Source organism: Selenomonas sp. FC4001 (assembly GCF_000701565.1).
In the GTDB taxonomy this organism is placed as follows: domain Bacteria; phylum Bacillota; class Negativicutes; order Selenomonadales; family Selenomonadaceae; genus Selenomonas_A; species Selenomonas_A ruminantium_B.
The window spans coordinates 1-14,708 of record NZ_JNJF01000006.1; the positions used below are offsets into that span (position 1 = coordinate 1).

At 50.0% G+C, this 14,708-nt stretch carries 16 protein-coding genes, 5 tRNA genes and 1 rRNA gene; 14 read left to right on the forward strand and 8 right to left on the reverse strand.

What is annotated here, in order from left to right; translation table 11 throughout:
• Window positions 1–46: 46 nt before the first annotated feature.
• The 4 genes from rrf to T320_RS02775 all read left to right on the forward strand — a co-directional run bounded on the left by rrf (window position 47) and on the right by T320_RS02775 (window position 453).
• Window positions 47–163, forward strand: a 5S ribosomal RNA gene (rrf, locus tag T320_RS02760).
• Between the two features lie 27 nt (window positions 164–190).
• Window positions 191–266, forward strand: a tRNA-His gene (locus T320_RS02765).
• A gap of 13 nt (window positions 267–279) precedes the next feature.
• Window positions 280–355: transfer RNA gene (locus T320_RS02770), tRNA-Trp, on the forward strand.
• Window positions 356–362: 7 nt separating this feature from the next.
• A tRNA-Ser gene (locus T320_RS02775) sits at window positions 363–453 on the forward strand.
• A 96-nt stretch (window positions 454–549) separates the two neighbouring features.
• Here T320_RS02775 and T320_RS02780 read toward each other — a convergent pair.
• The 3 genes from T320_RS02780 to T320_RS02790 form a co-directional block, all read right to left on the reverse strand.
• Complete coding sequence (locus tag T320_RS02780; protein WP_037352986.1) at window positions 550–1,308, reverse strand: C40 family peptidase; 759 nt, start codon at window positions 1,306–1,308, stop codon at window positions 550–552.
• 34 nt (window positions 1,309–1,342) lie between these two features.
• Window positions 1,343–1,639: an ArsR/SmtB family transcription factor gene (locus T320_RS02785; protein ID WP_037353087.1), complete on the reverse strand. Its 297-nt coding sequence runs from the start codon at window positions 1,637–1,639 to the stop codon at window positions 1,343–1,345.
• A gap of 120 nt (window positions 1,640–1,759) precedes the next feature.
• Entirely contained in the window at window positions 1,760–2,842 is a 1,083-nt protein-coding gene (locus T320_RS02790) for a MupG family TIM beta-alpha barrel fold protein (protein WP_037352987.1), read from the reverse strand.
• Window positions 2,843–3,077: 235 nt separating this feature from the next.
• Between T320_RS02790 and T320_RS02795 the strand changes: the two genes are divergently transcribed.
• From T320_RS02795 to T320_RS02805, 3 genes are all read left to right on the forward strand, one after another.
• Window positions 3,078–3,611 carry a methyl-accepting chemotaxis protein gene (locus T320_RS02795; RefSeq protein ID WP_026759918.1) on the forward strand — a complete coding sequence of 178 codons (534 nt, stop codon included), beginning with the start codon at window positions 3,078–3,080 and terminating at the stop codon, window positions 3,609–3,611.
• Window positions 3,612–3,721: 110 nt separating this feature from the next.
• Window positions 3,722–3,798 (forward strand) — tRNA-Asp (locus tag T320_RS02800).
• A gap of 4 nt (window positions 3,799–3,802) precedes the next feature.
• Window positions 3,803–3,878, forward strand: a tRNA-Phe gene (locus T320_RS02805).
• Window positions 3,879–3,944: 66 nt separating this feature from the next.
• On the opposite strand, the gene T320_RS02810 is transcribed toward T320_RS02805, so the two are convergent.
• Window positions 3,945–4,163, reverse strand: a complete 219-nt coding sequence (locus tag T320_RS02810) for a hypothetical protein (protein WP_026759919.1) — start codon at window positions 4,161–4,163, stop codon at window positions 3,945–3,947.
• Window positions 4,164–4,280: 117 nt separating this feature from the next.
• Between T320_RS02810 and T320_RS02815 the strand changes: the two genes are divergently transcribed.
• Both T320_RS02815 and T320_RS02820 read left to right on the forward strand, forming a co-directional pair.
• A complete protein-coding gene (locus tag T320_RS02815) occupies window positions 4,281–4,847 on the forward strand; it encodes a TMEM165/GDT1 family protein (RefSeq protein WP_037352988.1) in 567 nt (188 codons plus the stop codon).
• Window positions 4,848–5,065: 218 nt separating this feature from the next.
• Entirely contained in the window at window positions 5,066–6,388 is a 1,323-nt protein-coding gene (locus T320_RS02820) for an RNA-binding domain-containing protein (protein ID WP_037352989.1), read from the forward strand.
• Window positions 6,389–6,496: 108 nt separating this feature from the next.
• Here T320_RS02820 and ilvA read toward each other — a convergent pair whose 3' ends face one another.
• Window positions 6,497–7,747, reverse strand: coding sequence for a threonine ammonia-lyase (gene ilvA / locus T320_RS02825; RefSeq protein ID WP_037352990.1), 1,251 nt, complete (start codon window positions 7,745–7,747; stop codon window positions 6,497–6,499).
• Between the two features lie 192 nt (window positions 7,748–7,939).
• Between ilvA and T320_RS02830 the strand changes: the two genes are divergently transcribed.
• A complete protein-coding gene (locus tag T320_RS02830; RefSeq protein WP_037352991.1) occupies window positions 7,940–8,368 on the forward strand; it encodes a universal stress protein in 429 nt (142 codons plus the stop codon).
• Window positions 8,369–8,387: 19 nt separating this feature from the next.
• A complete protein-coding gene (locus T320_RS02835) occupies window positions 8,388–8,804 on the forward strand; it encodes a universal stress protein (protein WP_026759924.1) in 417 nt (138 codons plus the stop codon).
• Between the two features lie 558 nt (window positions 8,805–9,362).
• Here T320_RS02835 and nrdG read toward each other — a convergent pair.
• From nrdG to T320_RS02850, 3 genes are all read right to left on the reverse strand, one after another.
• Window positions 9,363–9,857, reverse strand: coding sequence for an anaerobic ribonucleoside-triphosphate reductase activating protein (gene nrdG, locus T320_RS02840; protein ID WP_026759925.1), 495 nt, complete (start codon window positions 9,855–9,857; stop codon window positions 9,363–9,365).
• A gap of 6 nt (window positions 9,858–9,863) precedes the next feature.
• Complete coding sequence (gene nrdD / locus T320_RS02845; protein ID WP_026759926.1) at window positions 9,864–10,151, reverse strand: anaerobic ribonucleoside-triphosphate reductase; 288 nt, start codon at window positions 10,149–10,151, stop codon at window positions 9,864–9,866.
• Window positions 10,152–10,402: 251 nt separating this feature from the next.
• Window positions 10,403–11,452, reverse strand: coding sequence for a mechanosensitive ion channel family protein (locus T320_RS02850; RefSeq protein WP_037353088.1), 1,050 nt, complete (start codon window positions 11,450–11,452; stop codon window positions 10,403–10,405).
• A 98-nt stretch (window positions 11,453–11,550) separates the two neighbouring features.
• Between T320_RS02850 and T320_RS02855 the strand changes: the two genes are divergently transcribed.
• From T320_RS02855 to T320_RS02865, 3 genes are all read left to right on the forward strand, one after another.
• Window positions 11,551–12,093 (forward strand): GNAT family N-acetyltransferase, encoded by a 543-nt coding sequence (locus T320_RS02855; protein WP_037352992.1) that lies wholly within the window; start codon window positions 11,551–11,553, stop codon window positions 12,091–12,093.
• Window positions 12,094–12,849: 756 nt separating this feature from the next.
• Window positions 12,850–13,509, forward strand: coding sequence for a deoxyribose-phosphate aldolase (gene deoC, locus T320_RS02860; protein WP_037352993.1), 660 nt, complete (start codon window positions 12,850–12,852; stop codon window positions 13,507–13,509).
• The gene (locus T320_RS02865; RefSeq protein WP_037352994.1) at window positions 13,509–14,690 is read left to right on the forward strand and encodes a phosphopentomutase; all 1,182 of its coding nucleotides are present in this window, start codon (window positions 13,509–13,511) and stop codon (window positions 14,688–14,690) included. Before deoC ends, T320_RS02865 begins: the two co-directional genes overlap by 1 nt.
• The last annotated feature ends 18 nt before the right edge of the window (window positions 14,691–14,708 follow it).

Sequence of the window (14,708 nt, forward strand, 5' to 3'; positions counted from 1 at the left end):
TTTCTTCTGTATAGTTTTGAGTGTAGCATATATACTCAACAGAATATCTGGTGACGATAGCTGAGTGGTTCCACCTGTTCCCATACCGAACACAGTAGTTAAGCACTCATACGCCGAAAGTACTTGTCTGGAGACGGACTGGGAGGATAGGGCGTTGCCAGTTTTTCCCTATATGGGATTTTTTATCATGGCGGCTTTGGTGAAGCGGTTAACACACTGGATTGTGGCTCCAGCATGCATGGGTTCGATCCCCATAAGTCGCCCCATTTTTTAATATGTAGGGGTATAGCTCAATTGGTAGAGCAACGGTCTCCAAAACCGTAGGTTGTGAGTTCGATTCTTACTGCCCCTGCCATATATACGGAGTGGTACTCAAGAGGCTGAAGAGGACGGTTTGCTAAATCGTTAGGCTGGGTAACCGGTGCGGAGGTTCGAATCCTCTCCACTCCGCCACTTGAAATTAAAGTCATTGCTGAGGCAATGGCTTTTTTGTCGTCTCTAAAATTGTGCAAAAAAAATCCTTCCCCAAAAAAGGGAAGGCTTTTGCTATTATTTTACGATGTGTTTACCGCCTAAGTAACGCGGTGCCCAGTAGGTATCGGAGAGGGCATCCACCCGGACACCTCGGCTAGAGCTGGCATGGATGAATTCGCCGTCGCCCAGATAGATGCCGCAGTGGGAGGCGCCAGGTTCGTAGGTGGTGAAGAAAACCAAATCTCCGGGAACCAGTTGTTTGCTGCTGTTGGTGCGCAGCCCCAGCTTGTATTGTTCATCGGCAGTACGAGGGATATTGATGCCATTCTTGGCAAAGACGTATTGGAGATAGCCGGAGCAGTCAAAGGCCTTGGGCGTTGTTCCACCAAACGCATAAGGCACACCGATATAAGAGCGGGCAGTTTTCAGCAGGGCTCCGACCTTACCTTTGGCAAGAATGGGCGCATTGTTGGGAGCCAACGGCCCTTTTGAAGCGAGCGTACCACTTTCTTTGGCGGCAGGTTTGGGGACGTCCACGCCCCATTTAACCTTTTTCGCCTTTTGCAGAGCCCGCCAGGTGGCGTTATTGACGATACCGGTGATACGGATTTTGTTATCCCGCTGAAATTCTGCAACAGCCCGCTCGGTTTCACTGCCGTACACGCCGTCTACGCTGGTTATCTTATAGCCGACTGCCTGCAATTTCTTTTGCAGGAGCAGCACATCATGGCCATGGGAGCCTTCCTGCAGAGTGGGGGAAGCCAGCGTGACCGCGCTCGACATGAAGAGCGCCAGTCCCAGGGTTAAGCCTGTTTTGAGCAACTGCTTGTTCATCGGCATCGTCCTTTCGTCAATGTTTGACAGGGAATCAATGTTCCTGTACGTGGTCAAGTCCCATGTGCATGAGAATGAGCACATGGTCATCATCGAGGCTGTAGAAGGCCTCTTTGCCTGATTTGCGGAATTTTACCAACCGGGCAGCCCGCAGGACACGTAGCTGGTGCGAAATGGCTGACTGGCCCATCTGCAGGCTTTCGGCAATATCGCAGACACAGAGTTCGTCCTCAGCGGCCAACAGGGAAAGCAGTTTAATGCGGGTTTTATCGCCCAGCACTTTGAATAAATCTGCCAGTTCCAAACTGGTTTCATCGTCCAGCTTACGCATGGCGCAGGTTTTTAATTTATCGGGATGTATGTGATGAATCTCGCACATATCCGCGGTCAGTGTATCAGACATAAAAATGTTTCCTTCCTCGTTCGACTTATTCTTTTATTATAACACAAATCATTCGTGGAAGATGAAGGAAAATTTCCGGCCAGGGCTGATGTACTCTATGAGATTGAGCTCGCGGGAATCAATCTGGGCAGCTACATTTACTCCCGTATCGGCTGGCAGGTTGCTGCGGCAAATCTGCACTTCACCCATATAGGGCAGATTCCGTTCATTGTCAATGGTGATAGCTCCTAAGGGGCGGGAAACGGCGTTTTCCGGCGCAATCTGCAGCTCCGTGTCCTGCCAGAAATCCTGACTGTCGCCAGCCCGTACGGCGTTTTGCGCCACATCCTGACGCGCCGTGAACACATGCTGTAAATGCTGCCGTAATTGGGGATTGGGAGTCAGCCACTTGGCCTGCAGGGTTACTGCTTTATCCGAGAGCTGGCTGATGGCTTGCAGCTCCTCGGGCAGTGGCGGCAGGTCACCGAGGAAGATGGCATCAATGCCCAACGCCACCAGATGACGGGCCGCTAGGGAAGCAGTTTCTTCCCGATGATTTTCCAGCGTAGGACAGCCAGCTTTGCAGAAATTATGCTGGCGGTTAGCGCCGGGAACAAAGGCTCCTACTCGGATGCCGGCTTTGTGCAGCAACATGGTCTTGCGTACAAGCAGGTCCTCGCTTAGCCCGGTAAAGGGGCGTGGATAAAAACTGTGCAGGGCTTCGATTTGCCGGAAGTTGGCCTTTAGTTCGACTAAAGCGGCGATAATCCTGCTGGTGACAGTGGAGGCATTCAGGGCAATGCGTATGCCCTGCCGATTCTGTGACAGGGTGGCAATCTCTGCCGGGGAAAATCCCTCTGCCAGCCGCAGGGTCTTGATGCCCCAGATACGGAACAGGGAGGGACTTAGTTCTGGAAGTTCCAGCCTTTCCTGCGTTTGCGGCGTGACGTTAGCGACAACTTCCATATCATTTTGCCGGGCTGCCTTCAAAATGGCCGACAATTCTCCTTTTATATCACCCAAATCGGTGGGATATTCAGGCAAAGCGAGAAAGAGCCGCCGCAGACCACAGCCAGCTGCTTCCTCGATGATGGCCAGGCTCTGCTCCACGGGCGTTCCCTGGCCGGGATATAGTGAAATACCATTTTCCATAGCAATTCCTTCCTTAGTTCATATATCCTCGTGCCTTTTCGGTAACGGTCAATCTTTATGTATTTATTCGGTTCACAAGGGCGAGAATCCTTTTGATAATCTTATGAAAATTTTTTCGAAAGAAAAGAAGGTTTTTAGAGTCGTATGTGGAATTAAAGAAGAGCAAGGCATTATAGGAAAATGTAAATGGGGCGTTGACTATTGATGTGAATTATTAAGATGGGGAGGAATATAAATGGCAGAGGATATCAAAAACAGGGAAGAGATTAATGCACGGCTGTCTTCGGCGATTGAGGAAATCGCCACTTCAACCCAGACGGTTTATGAAGCAGTCGAGCAGGTAGCCAAAAGTGCCAGTGCGCTGGCCAAAGCAGGTCAGGAGTCTGTAGAACAGGCCAAGCTCCTGCAGGAAAAAAATGCGGATACCATCAAGGTCATCGATTTCATCACCAATATCGCCGGCCAGACGAACTTACTGGGCCTCAACGCCGCCATTGAAGCAGCCCGTGCCGGTGAACAAGGACGTGGCTTTGCCGTCGTAGCTGAAGAAGTGCGTAAGCTGGCTGAACAGTCCCGTGAAGCAACGGAAAAGATTCAGTCCACGCTGAATGAAATGAACAAGGCCGTTGAGGGCATTTCCAAGACGATTGAAACCACTGGCTCCATCAGTGAGGAGCAGGCCGCTTCCACCGAGGAAATCACGGCTAATCTGTCCCGTGTGACGAAAGCAGCGGAAGACTTGAAGAAGTTTGTGGAAGCCTTGAACTAAATGGTGAAAAAATAACCTTTCTGCTGTGAAAGGTTATTTTTTTGTGAAAAGCTATTGACAACGAGGGCTTTTATCCGTATAATTATGTCCTGTGAGTGACACATTCACATGGCCCGGTAGTTTAGTTGGTTAGAATGCCGCCCTGTCACGGCGGAGGTCAGGGGTTCAAGTCCCCTTCGGGTCGCCATTTTGCCTTTGTAGCTCAGTTGGTAGAGCAGGGGACTGAAAATCCCCGTGTCAGTGGTTCGATTCCGCTCGAAGGCACCACTTAACAAATCAAGCCCTTGTCATGGCACTTAGCTTTGACAAGGGCTTTTCATTTTATCAGGTACACTAGCGGGCGCGGAAGTCGATATAGAGGATTTCCGCCACGGAAAAAATAAGCAGTCCCTTTTTGGTGAAGAAGGAGAAGGAATCAATTCCCTGAAACTGAAAGGAACTTAAATCATTGCTTTGCAGGAATTTAGGGCCGTCTTTGTCGGTATAACGGATGGTCAAAATATCGTCGATGGAGACGGATGAACCGCCTTTCCAATGTACAATCGCTCTCATGGTTTCACCCCCAGCACTTAAAAAGATTCGACGGCTGAGAGGATTTTCCTGCTTTTTTCGAGAGCACCTGTGTTATATTGTGTATATCATATTTGCAACAGTTTAGGAGTGGAATGGATGGAAGCATTTTGGGCATCTTTCTTGTTGATTTTTTTCGCTGAGATGGGGGACAAGACCCAGTTCCTCGTGATGGCGCTGGCAGGCCGCTACGACAGCCGCCGGGTGTTTGTGGGCATGACCCTGGGGATAATCGTGGTACATGCCATGGCGGTGCTCTTGGGCGCCACCATCGGCAGTCTGCTGCCAGCGGAAAAAATGGCTATTGCCGCCTCTATCCTCTTTATCTGCTTTGGCCTTTGGTCATTGAAGGGGGAGGAAGATGCGGAAGAAGAGGAATGCAAGGCCAGCCGCTTCGGGCCGGTAATGACCGTAGCATTGACATTCATCGTTGGCGAAATGGGCGATAAGACGCAGCTGGCAGCTGTGGCGCTGGCTTCGGAAATGAATAGCTGGCTGATGGTCTTTATCGGTGCTGTGGCCGGCATGATTATTGCCGACGGTATGGGACTTGTGGCTGGCAACTACCTGCAGAAAAAAATATCGCCCCCGACTATGCAAAAAGTGTCGGCGGCGATATTCATCGTGTTCGGTGTGGCAGGGCTCTTGCAGTGCCTGATTCTATAAAAATATCATAGGCTATTTTTGAGTAATTATCAGGATAAACGACGCGGTTGCTTGTCTAATTCTTGTAGTTTGCCCAATAAATTGGGGGCAAAGTCTTTGTATTCAGGTAGCGTTGTATCAGACTGTAAAAGTTTGAGGAAACGTGGGGTTATTCTCTTGCATTCTCTTTCTATCTCTTTTATAATGAGAAAGAAAGAGAATGAGAGAGGAACAACGTGATGACCAATAGAGAAAATGTAGATATTGAGTACAAGCGTGTATATGTTCAAGAGCTTCGCAAAGATATTGTAGCTTTTGCCAATACAGAAGGCGGCACTCTTTATATAGGCATAAACGATGATGGCTCGGTGGCAGGTGTAGAAGATTCAGATGATACCATGTTGCGACTGGCGGGAAGTCTGAAAGATGGCATCGCACCAGACATTATGCCTTTTGTGCAGATTCGAGCTTTCGAACAAGAAAATAAGGTCGTGATTGCAGTAGAAGTGTCCATTGGTTCTGCCAGACCGTATTATTTGAAGGACAAGGGCTTGAAGCCGACTGGAGTGTATGTACGCCGGGGAACCTCATCGCAACCCCTCAGTGAAGCAGGGATAAGAGACATGATTGTGGAGTCATATGGCAAATCCTATGAAACATGTCGCAGCCTTAACCAAGAGCTTACCTTCGAGGCTTTTCAGAAAGAAATGGCCGTGAGGGAAATGGAATGCGGGGCCGTGCAGATGCGTACATTGAACATGATTGGTGAAGATGGTCTTTTCACCAATCTTGCCCTGCTGTTGTCTGACCAGTGTGAACATACGCTAAAAGTGGCCGTATTCCAAGGCACAGATGATGTCGTATTCCGCAATCATCAGGAGTTTAGTGGCTCGTTGCTGTCACAGTTGGAAGAAGGGTATGCTTTTCTGGATAAAAATATAGCAGTAAAATCAACTATTGAAGGCCTGCGACGCAAGGAGCAGAGAGACTATCCTATAGCGGCCGTCAGGGAAGCATTGCTCAATGCCATTATCCATCGTGATTACAGTTTCAATGGCAGTACGTTGGTAAACATATATGATGACAGAATAGAATTCGTGTCCCTTGGTGGATTGGTATCGGGGCTTTCCATGGAGGCTGTGCTGATGGGGGTATCTCAGTCACGCAATGCCTGTCTGGCAAATGTATTTTACAGGCTGAAACTGGTGGAAAGCTATGGTACTGGTATAAAACGTATTAAAGCTCTGTATAAAAATAGTCAGCGTCAGGCTGTTTTCGAGTCAGCACCAGGGGCGTTTAAGACTACACTGTTTAATCTAAACTTTGCTGAAGAGCCAGAAATAGTAACGCCATACCAGCCAGAGGCAGAAAAAGAAATCGTGATGAAGTTGGCAGCCAGCAAGGGGATGGTTACCCGCAGGGATGTTGAGGAGGCACTGTCCGTGGGGGCAAGCAAAGCATATTCTATATTGACAAATATGTGCAACGATGGAGTCTTGATAATGCAGAAGGCTGGAAAAAGGACACAGTATGTTCCTGTGCGGCAGGATGGGCGTAACTGATCAGCGTGGCAAAGGATTAATGTTATTGTCCTTCTAAAATATAAGTGCAAACAAAAAAAGCTCTTGGTGAGAAGCCGAGAGCTTTTTTCTGCATAGCGGGGTTCGTCATCAGTAAATCCGTTCCAGTTCATACCCATTATCATGCAGGGCTTTGGTGATGCGCTGGATGTGTTCTTCGTTGTTGGTCTCGCAGGTGACTTCGAGAATTACCTTTTTGAAACTGTCGGTCACTTTGGACTGGTTGTGGTTGAGTTCGATGACGTTGGCGTTTTCTTCGGCGAGAATGCGGGCGACATTGAGGAGCTGGCCCGGTTTATCCGGCAGGAGTACGCCGAAGCAGAAGACGCGGCCACGGGCAATTTTTGCCTTTTCAATCAGGGCGGAAATCGTGGATATATCGATATTGCCGCCGCTGACGATGGCGGCTACTTTTTTGCCCTTGAAGGGGAGCTTGGAGAGGGCGGCAAGGGACAGCACACCTGCACCTTCGGCGATGAGTTTGTGCTTTTCAATGAGGGAGAGCAGAGCGCCCATGATTTCCATTTCGGAAACGGTGATGATATCATCGAGGTATTTTTTGCAGAATTCGTAGGTCAGTGTGCCTGCCGTCTTTACGGCGCAGCCATCGGCTACGGTGTCGGCGGATTTTAGGGTCGTGATTTTTCCTTTAGCGAGGGCGGCTTTCATACAGGCGGCGTTTTCCGGCTCTACGCCGATAACTTTGATGTTGGGGTTGACGAGTTTTGTGGCCAGGGCTACGCCGGAGGCAAAGCCGCCGCCGCCGATGGGGACGAGGATGGCGTCAATGTCCTTGCAGGCGTCGATGATTTCGAGTGCCGTGGTGCCCTGCCCTAAAAGCACCTGCAAGTCGTTGAAGGGGTGGATATAGACATAGCCGTGCTGTTTTTGCAGTTCGAGGCTGTAAGCATAGGCATCGTCAAAGCCGTCACCGTGGAGCACGACTTCAGCGCCGAGGGCTTTGGTGCCTTCGACTTTTAAGATTGGCGTGGTGGCGGGCATACAGATAACGGCCTTGACGCCGAGTTTCTGTGCGGCAAAGGCCACGCCCTGGGCATGGTTGCCAGCAGATGAGGTAATAACGCCTTTGGCACGCTCTTCGGGGGTGAGCTGGCTGATTTTATTATACGCGCCGCGCAGCTTGAAGGCGCCGGTGTGCTGGAGGTTTTCGGGTTTCAAGTAGACTTTGTTGCCGGACTGTTCAGAGAAAAAGTCACTTTCAATCAGGCGGGTTTTGCGGACAATGCCCTCTAAATTGCGGGCGGCTTGATAGACTCCAGCAATGGTAGTCTGGGCGACAATTTCGGCATTGTTTGGTTTGCTGGCTTTTTCTTTGGACATGATATGGCCTCCTCGTTGTATGGCGGTTTACATAATTGTTATTTTTATCTAGTATAATCATCTAAAATGTTCTATTTAGTGTAGCATTATCCGTGAGAAAATGTCAATGTATTTTCTCGTTGTCAGGGCAGGATTTTGCAGGCGGCGGCGCGAAGTATAAAGACAAAGAGTATTACGGGGAGGTATGTTCAGATGAAGTTATCCCGTATTTTAGTGCCGGTGGATGCGTCCGATACATCGAAGCGGGCTTTGAAGTTTGCGGCAAATCTGGCTGATGAGATGGGAGCCAAGCTGGATGTGCTCCATGTGACTTATTTTACCAGTGAAACGGATGCGCAGGAGGAAAGCTGGCTGCCGGATGTCATTGCCGGGGATGTGCGCAGTGATGAAGCAGCAACCCAGACCATGGTCAAGGGTTGTATGCCGGATGATGTTGATTATGCGTATCATACCCGCACGGGGATGCCGGTGGAGGAGATTTTGCAGTTTGCTGAGGAAAGCCTGCCGGATTTAATCGTGACCGGTGGCCGGGGGCTGGGAGTCGTGGAAGGCTTCTTTGCAGGCAGCGTCAGCCAGGAATTGGTTGAGCGGGCGCAAACGGCAGTGATGGTGGTTAAATGACCTTGAGGGGGTAATCATTATGATGAAAAATATTCTTGTACCGGTGGATGGTTCGGAAGGTTCGGATCGTGCCGTGGCAGAGGCTATCGCTATGGCCGAGGTCTGTGAGGCAAAGCTCAACTTTCTCTATGTGGCCAACATCAATCAGTTGGCGATTAATGCCTGCCTGTCGGATGCTATTCTGGAAGCGGTAACGAAGGCCGGAAATGTTATTCTGGACAGAGCGATGGAAATGGTGCCCTCGGGGATTGAAAAGGAAGCCTTTTCGGAAACGGGGTCGCCGGCCGTGGTGATTTTGGATTTTGCTTCGTCTAATGATATTGATTTGATTATTATGGGCAGCCGCGGGCTCGGTATTGTCAAAGGGGTACTGTTGGGTAGTGTCAGCCAGTATATTGTGGAACAGGCGAAATGCCCGGTGCTCGTTGTTAAGTAGTTCTTGGTTGGCTAGTGGCTGGCGGGGCGGCTGGCTGTTGTCCACGCTGTGCTATGGCATTTCGCTAAAAATATTTTTTGCCAATTATAAAAAGCAAAGCATCTAAACTCACTGCGTTCAAACAGTAGATGCTTTGCTTTTTTTAGGTGGTGGGCAAAAAATATTTTCTTAACGCGAAATGTCATACGCGCCGCTTAGGACAACATCCAGCCGCCCCGCCAAAGATACTATCTAGCCATTATTATGCAACTATATCGCTGGTTGGGACAAAAACTCGCCGAAAAGTTAGCAGCAGCCGCATGGCTGAGCAAAAGCGATAGCCTCGCAACTAGCCGCCAGTGGCCATACTTGCCTAAGCGAAGCGTTAGGCGAGCGAGCGTAAAGAAAAATCTCCTTTGCCTACCTTAATATCTTGGGGAAAAGTCTACTGTTTGAGCGTAGCGAGTTTTGACTTTTCACCATGCTTAATTAAGGGCAAAGGAGATTTTTTAGCGAGCCACCGAGCAGCGCGTGGCAAGTATGGCCGCTGGCGGCGTACTGCGAATTATGAATTGCGAACTAAAATAGCGTTTTAATCTTGCCTGTCTTGCGGTAGGCGTTCATATCGATGACTCTTTGGTTGCTGGAGCCGCGGAAGTTCAGGGTCAGGTCCCGCAGGCGTTCTTCGTAGCGGCCATCCACCAGCACATCGAGTTCTTTCAGCAGAGCATCGATGGCGGGATTTTTCTTGGCAACGAGCTGTTCTAAGGTGTAGCCTGTGTAACTCCAAACATCAAGCCCGCGGGCATGGGCCTCACGGGCTAGTTTGGTCAAGGGGGAGGGCTGCAGGAACGGCTCCCCGCCGCTGAAGGTGATGCCGTCCAGCAGGGGATTGGCATCTACGAGGGCGAGAATTTCGTCCGTATCGGCATCACGGCCGCCGGTGGCGGGATGGGTGCCAGGGTTATGGCAGCCAGGGCAATGATGGGGACATCCCTGGGTAAAGATTGAGAGGCGCAGGCCGTCACCGTCCACGATGGATTCCTCTACAATGCCTGCAATGCGAATTTTCATTTTGGCTTAGTGCATAACCGTGTGTTTTACGCGGTCGTGTTCTTCTGCGCGCTTCGCATTGTTCCAGCGGTCAATAGTACCTACCAGATAACCGGTAATGCGGCGAATGCGTTCAAATTTCTGCGGCTGGAGTACATAGTCCAAATGAATCTGGCCGTCAGCTGCAGGGGTCAAGGTCAGTTCGTTGACTTTTTCGTTGGTCTGTTCTTCTACATAACCAATGTACTGGGCGATTTCTGCCTCGGTTACATCGCTGAGACCATCAACGGTTACTGCTACATCATTTACCATCATGATAATCACCTATCCTTTAATTTATATGACCCGTTGGGGTGTGTTTAAGACTAACCACAATAAGTGGTGAATGTAAGGAAATTATACAATATGTATGGCGCTTAGTCAATAGAAATACTATATATAGGTGTTTGTGCACGTAGTTATCCACAAGGAAATTGGCGCATGAAGCCCGCACCAAAGGCGCAAAAAAAATTATCCACAGATTGCCATGACGGGAATCTGTGGATATCTGCATGTTTCTGTTGTCGTTATTGCTGAACGATGGTCCGAATCGGGAAGGGAATTTCGATGCCTTCCTGGCGGAAACGGGCGGTCAGGGCTTTGATGAATTCGTGCTTGAGGCGGAATTGGTCATCAAAGCGGGCGGAGTGCAGGAGCACGTTGAAATCGATGCTGCTTTCACCGAAGTTGTAGAAACGGACAGTGGGCTTGCGGTTGTCATCGATTTTTTCGCCGAGGCTCTCTAGTACCTGACGGGCTACTTCGAGCGTCACATCTTCCACTTTTTGCAAGTCGCTGTCATAGGCGACGCCTACGGGAATTTTGATGACGATATCGTGGCGGGGCATGCTGTAATTGGTGATGATGGAGGAGGCGATTTTCTGGTTCGGAATGACCACCATATTGCCTTCGCCGACCGGAACGATGGTGGTGAAACGCCAGGTGATGTCGGTGACGCGGCCTTCTTCGCCGGAGCTTAGATGAATGTAGTCACCTAAGCGCAGCTGTTTGGAAAGAATCAGGTGCAGGCCGGAAAAGATGTTGGCCAGCGTTTCTTGGAGTGCCAGGGCCACGGCCATACCACCGACACCTAAAGCGGTGAGGATGGGGGCAATGGAAATCCCGTAGTATTGTAACACGACGAGGATGCCCATGGCGTAGATGATGCCGTTGACGATGGCATTCAAGAGTGTGGTTTTGGGCATAGTCTGCTGGGAACGCTCGATTTGCATATCGATAACGCCGCTGACCGTGCGGGCGATAACCCGTGTGATGGTCAGGATAATCACGGTAAAGAGGATATAGGAGAAAATCCGCACCAACGGCTCGATGATGTCAATGGTGTTGACAATCCAGTATAGGCCCACCACAAGGCAGAAGGAGATAGGTACTCCCTGCAGGGCGTTAATCAGGATATTCTGCCAGCTGGTTTCATCGGTGGTCAGTCGATGCATGATGCGTTTTTTTATCATGCGGTTTAGTGTGATGCCGGCTGTGAGGGCCACCACCAGTATGCAGGCGGGGACCAGTAGCATTTCCATAAGATGTGTCCAGTCAAACCAGCTCAGCCATTCCATATTCAGCAAAGTAATTCCCCCTTGCGATAATTGCTTGAAATAAAAAATCCCTATCATTATACTATAGATAGCTGAAAATTAATAGTAAGGGGGATTTTATGTTCGAGATTTTAATAACGGGGCCCCGCCTGCGCCTGCGGAAAGCCACGGAAAAAGACCTGGATTTCATTATCGATTTAGAATACGCCGAAGATAACCTGCCCTATATCGTGCCGTTTGACAGGGATTTCCATACCAATATCGTCACGAAAGGCGAGGCCTCCATGGATGTGATTGTGGAGGAAGTGGAGAGCGGAGAAAAAGTGGGCTATTTCCTCGTGGCGGGGTTAAAGACCGAGGCCAAGGAAATGGAATGGACCCATGTGATTATTGCCAAGAAAGGCATGGGCTATGGTCATGAGGCCATGCAGCTTATCAAGAAATGGTGCTTTGCGGTGAAGAAATTCCATCGGGCTTGGCTGGATTGCAAGGATTATAATGAGCGGGCACTGCACCTCTATGAGTCGGAAGGTATGGTGCGGGAAGGATTGATTCGCGAGACAATCATTACCAATGGGAAGTATGAGAATCTTGTGATACTGGGCATATTGGACAGGGAGTATGAAGAACGGCTGGCGGCTGGGAAGGAACTGGCAGGCTAATTGCAGTATGTCGATGTTAATGCGAGCTTACTTATATTTGTTACCGCTCAGTTTGGGCGGAGGTGGTAATACTTTTCGCCGTTGCACTGAATGACCCACAAGTAAAATTTATGGGCTTTTTAGTTACCTGCGCCGGGCAAGACCGGCGGCGCGTATGTTCAGCGCAGTATTTAGTATATGCCGCTTGTGGGCCAGTCCTCACTGCGTTCGGACAGTCGTTCCACGGCGAAAAGCATCACCACCTCCGCCCTAAGCGATGTCCGTATAAGACGGCATTTTCGTGATGACAAGCAGCAAGTACATCGATGTTCTTGTAACGGGAGCAACGAGTTCTCACCGATTGCATAATTTGTAGTTTGGGGCGGACGGGGAGTGATTTTTCTGTAGGGAGCGACTGCCTGAACGCAGTGAAGGCCGGCCCCTGTAGGACGCTGCCAAGTAAATACGCTGAAAGCAGCGCCGTTGGCTTGCCCGGCGCAGGTATCTAGACAGCTATTTTTTTCGAGGGGGTCGTTTAGCGGAAAACAGAAAAATTACTCCCCGTTCGCCCCTGACAACGTATGAGTTGGATACCTTTACCACGAACTCCTCGACATACTGCAATTGACCAGCGCGAACAAAAAGCGAATAATTTTATCCAATAAAAGGACACTTACAGACATGTGTCCTTTTATTGTGCGATGAATTGCGATACAATAAGAATAACAAAGGGGATGAATAGATGTTCCCACGGGTTTTAAGCTAGGAGGCTATACAATGAACGCACAGGAAATTTTGTCCAAGGTTGACCATACTCTGCTCAAACAGACGGCTACTTGGGAGGATATAAAGGGAATCTGCGAGGAGGCTGTGAAGTATCATACCGCTACGGTTATGATTCCTTCTTGTTTCATCACGAAGATTCGGGAGAATTATGGCGGCAAGCTTAAAATTGCAACCGTAGTTGGTTTCCCGAACGGCAACTGCAACACGGCGGCCAAGATTGCTGAAACGGCACAGGCTTTGGCTGATGGTGCGGAAGAAATCGATATGGTGATTAACATTGGCATGCTCAAGGCCGGCGAAACGGAATATGTTACCGAAGAAATTCGTGCACTCAAGCGTCTTTGCGGCGAGCGCGTGCTCAAGGTTATCGTGGAAACCTGCTTCCTGACGGAAGAAGAAAAAATCGCCGCCTGCAAGTGCGTAACGGAAGCTGGCGCTGATTTCATCAAGACTTCTACGGGCTTTGGTTCTAAGGGTGCAACCCTTGAAGATATCAAACTCTTTAAGGAAAACATCGGTGAGGGCGTACAGATGAAGGCTGCGGGTGGCATTCATACCCGCGAGGAAATGGTCGGCTTCATCGAAGCTGGCTGCACGCGTCTGGGAGCCAGCGCAGCGGTGAAAGTGCTGAAAGACGAGGTGGATAAATAATGGGCAAGTTCAAAAGAGCGTTTATTATCGTTCTGGACAGCTACGGCATTGGCCAGGAACCGGATGCAGCAGACTTCGGCGATGGCGAGTGCAACACCTTAAAATCTATTGTGGGTTCTTCGAAATACGACACGCCGAATATGAAGAAGCTGGGTCTCTTTAATATTGATGGTGTAGGCTGCGGCGAGCCGGTGGAAAAGCCGCTGGGTTCCTTTGCCCGTCTGCGTGAACTTTCCCGCGGCAAGGATACGACCACGGGCCATTGGGAAATCGCAGGCATCGTGTCCGAGCGTCCCATGCCGACCTATCCGGACGGCTTCCCGGCTGACCTCATTGCAAAGCTCGAAAAGGCTTTCGGCAAGAAGATTCTCTGCAACAAGCCGTATTCCGGTACGGCGGTTATCCATGATTACGGTCAGGAACAGGAAAAGACGGGCGGTCTGATTGTCTACACCTCCGCAGACAGCGTATTCCAGATTGCCGCCAATGAAGCCGATGTTCCCGTGGATGAACTCTATGGCTACTGCAAGACGGCGCGCGAAATCCTGCAGGGTGAGCATGGTGTAGGCCGTGTTATTGCCCGTCCGTATGTGGGCAAGTTCCCGGACTATCAGCGTACTTCCCGCCGCCATGATTTCTCCCTTGACCCCACGGGCGATACCATGATGGACGCTCTGCGCCGCAAGGGGCTCGATACCATTGGTGTAGGCAAGATTTCCGATATCTTTGCGGGCAGAAACGTCAGCCGTTCCTTGGGCATCAACAAGGACAACGTCGATGGCATGGAAAAGACGCTCAAGGTGATGGATGAAGACTTTGAAGGTCTGTGCTTTGTCAATCTCGTGGACTTTGATATGCAGTATGGCCATCGCCGCGATATTGACGGCTATGCAAATGCCGCGACGGTATTTGATAAGCAGCTCGGTGAATTCATGGCCAAGATGCGTGATGATGATGTGCTGATGATTACGGCTGACCACGGCTGTGACCCCGGCGCTCCGGGCACTGACCACACCCGCGAGTACATCCCCCTGCTGATTTACGGTAAGCATGTCAAAGAAGGCGTAAATCTGGGCACGTATCCCACCTTTGCTATGATTGGCGCCACCATTTCCGACATGTTTGACTGTGACCTGAAAACCAAGGGCGAGAGCCTGCTCCCGCGCTTTATCAAAGATTAAACTTTAGAAAAGAGGCTG

Excerpts from the sequence above, each read along its gene's own strand:
- T320_RS02780 (WP_037352986.1), bottom strand. The coding sequence starts at position 1,308 with ATGAACAAGCAGTTGCTCAAAACAGGCTTAACCCTGGGACTGGCGCTC.
- T320_RS02785 (WP_037353087.1), bottom strand. The coding sequence starts at position 1,639 with ATGCGTAAGCTGGACGATGAAACCAGTTTGGAACTGGCAGATTTATTC.
- T320_RS02790 (WP_037352987.1), bottom strand. The coding sequence starts at position 2,842 with ATGGAAAATGGTATTTCACTATATCCCGGCCAGGGAACGCCCGTGGAG.
- T320_RS02795 (WP_026759918.1), top strand. The coding sequence starts at position 3,078 with ATGGCAGAGGATATCAAAAACAGGGAAGAGATTAATGCACGGCTGTCT.
- T320_RS02810 (WP_026759919.1), bottom strand. The coding sequence starts at position 4,163 with ATGAGAGCGATTGTACATTGGAAAGGCGGTTCATCCGTCTCCATCGAC.
- T320_RS02815 (WP_037352988.1), top strand. The coding sequence starts at position 4,281 with ATGGAAGCATTTTGGGCATCTTTCTTGTTGATTTTTTTCGCTGAGATG.
- T320_RS02820 (WP_037352989.1), top strand. The coding sequence starts at position 5,066 with ATGACCAATAGAGAAAATGTAGATATTGAGTACAAGCGTGTATATGTT.
- ilvA (WP_037352990.1), bottom strand. The coding sequence starts at position 7,747 with ATGTCCAAAGAAAAAGCCAGCAAACCAAACAATGCCGAAATTGTCGCC.
- T320_RS02830 (WP_037352991.1), top strand. The coding sequence starts at position 7,940 with ATGAAGTTATCCCGTATTTTAGTGCCGGTGGATGCGTCCGATACATCG.
- T320_RS02835 (WP_026759924.1), top strand. The coding sequence starts at position 8,388 with ATGATGAAAAATATTCTTGTACCGGTGGATGGTTCGGAAGGTTCGGAT.
- nrdG (WP_026759925.1), bottom strand. The coding sequence starts at position 9,857 with ATGAAAATTCGCATTGCAGGCATTGTAGAGGAATCCATCGTGGACGGT.
- nrdD (WP_026759926.1), bottom strand. The coding sequence starts at position 10,151 with ATGATGGTAAATGATGTAGCAGTAACCGTTGATGGTCTCAGCGATGTA.
- T320_RS02850 (WP_037353088.1), bottom strand. The coding sequence starts at position 11,452 with ATGGAATGGCTGAGCTGGTTTGACTGGACACATCTTATGGAAATGCTA.
- T320_RS02855 (WP_037352992.1), top strand. The coding sequence starts at position 11,551 with ATGTTCGAGATTTTAATAACGGGGCCCCGCCTGCGCCTGCGGAAAGCC.
- deoC (WP_037352993.1), top strand. The coding sequence starts at position 12,850 with ATGAACGCACAGGAAATTTTGTCCAAGGTTGACCATACTCTGCTCAAA.
- T320_RS02865 (WP_037352994.1), top strand. The coding sequence starts at position 13,509 with ATGGGCAAGTTCAAAAGAGCGTTTATTATCGTTCTGGACAGCTACGGC.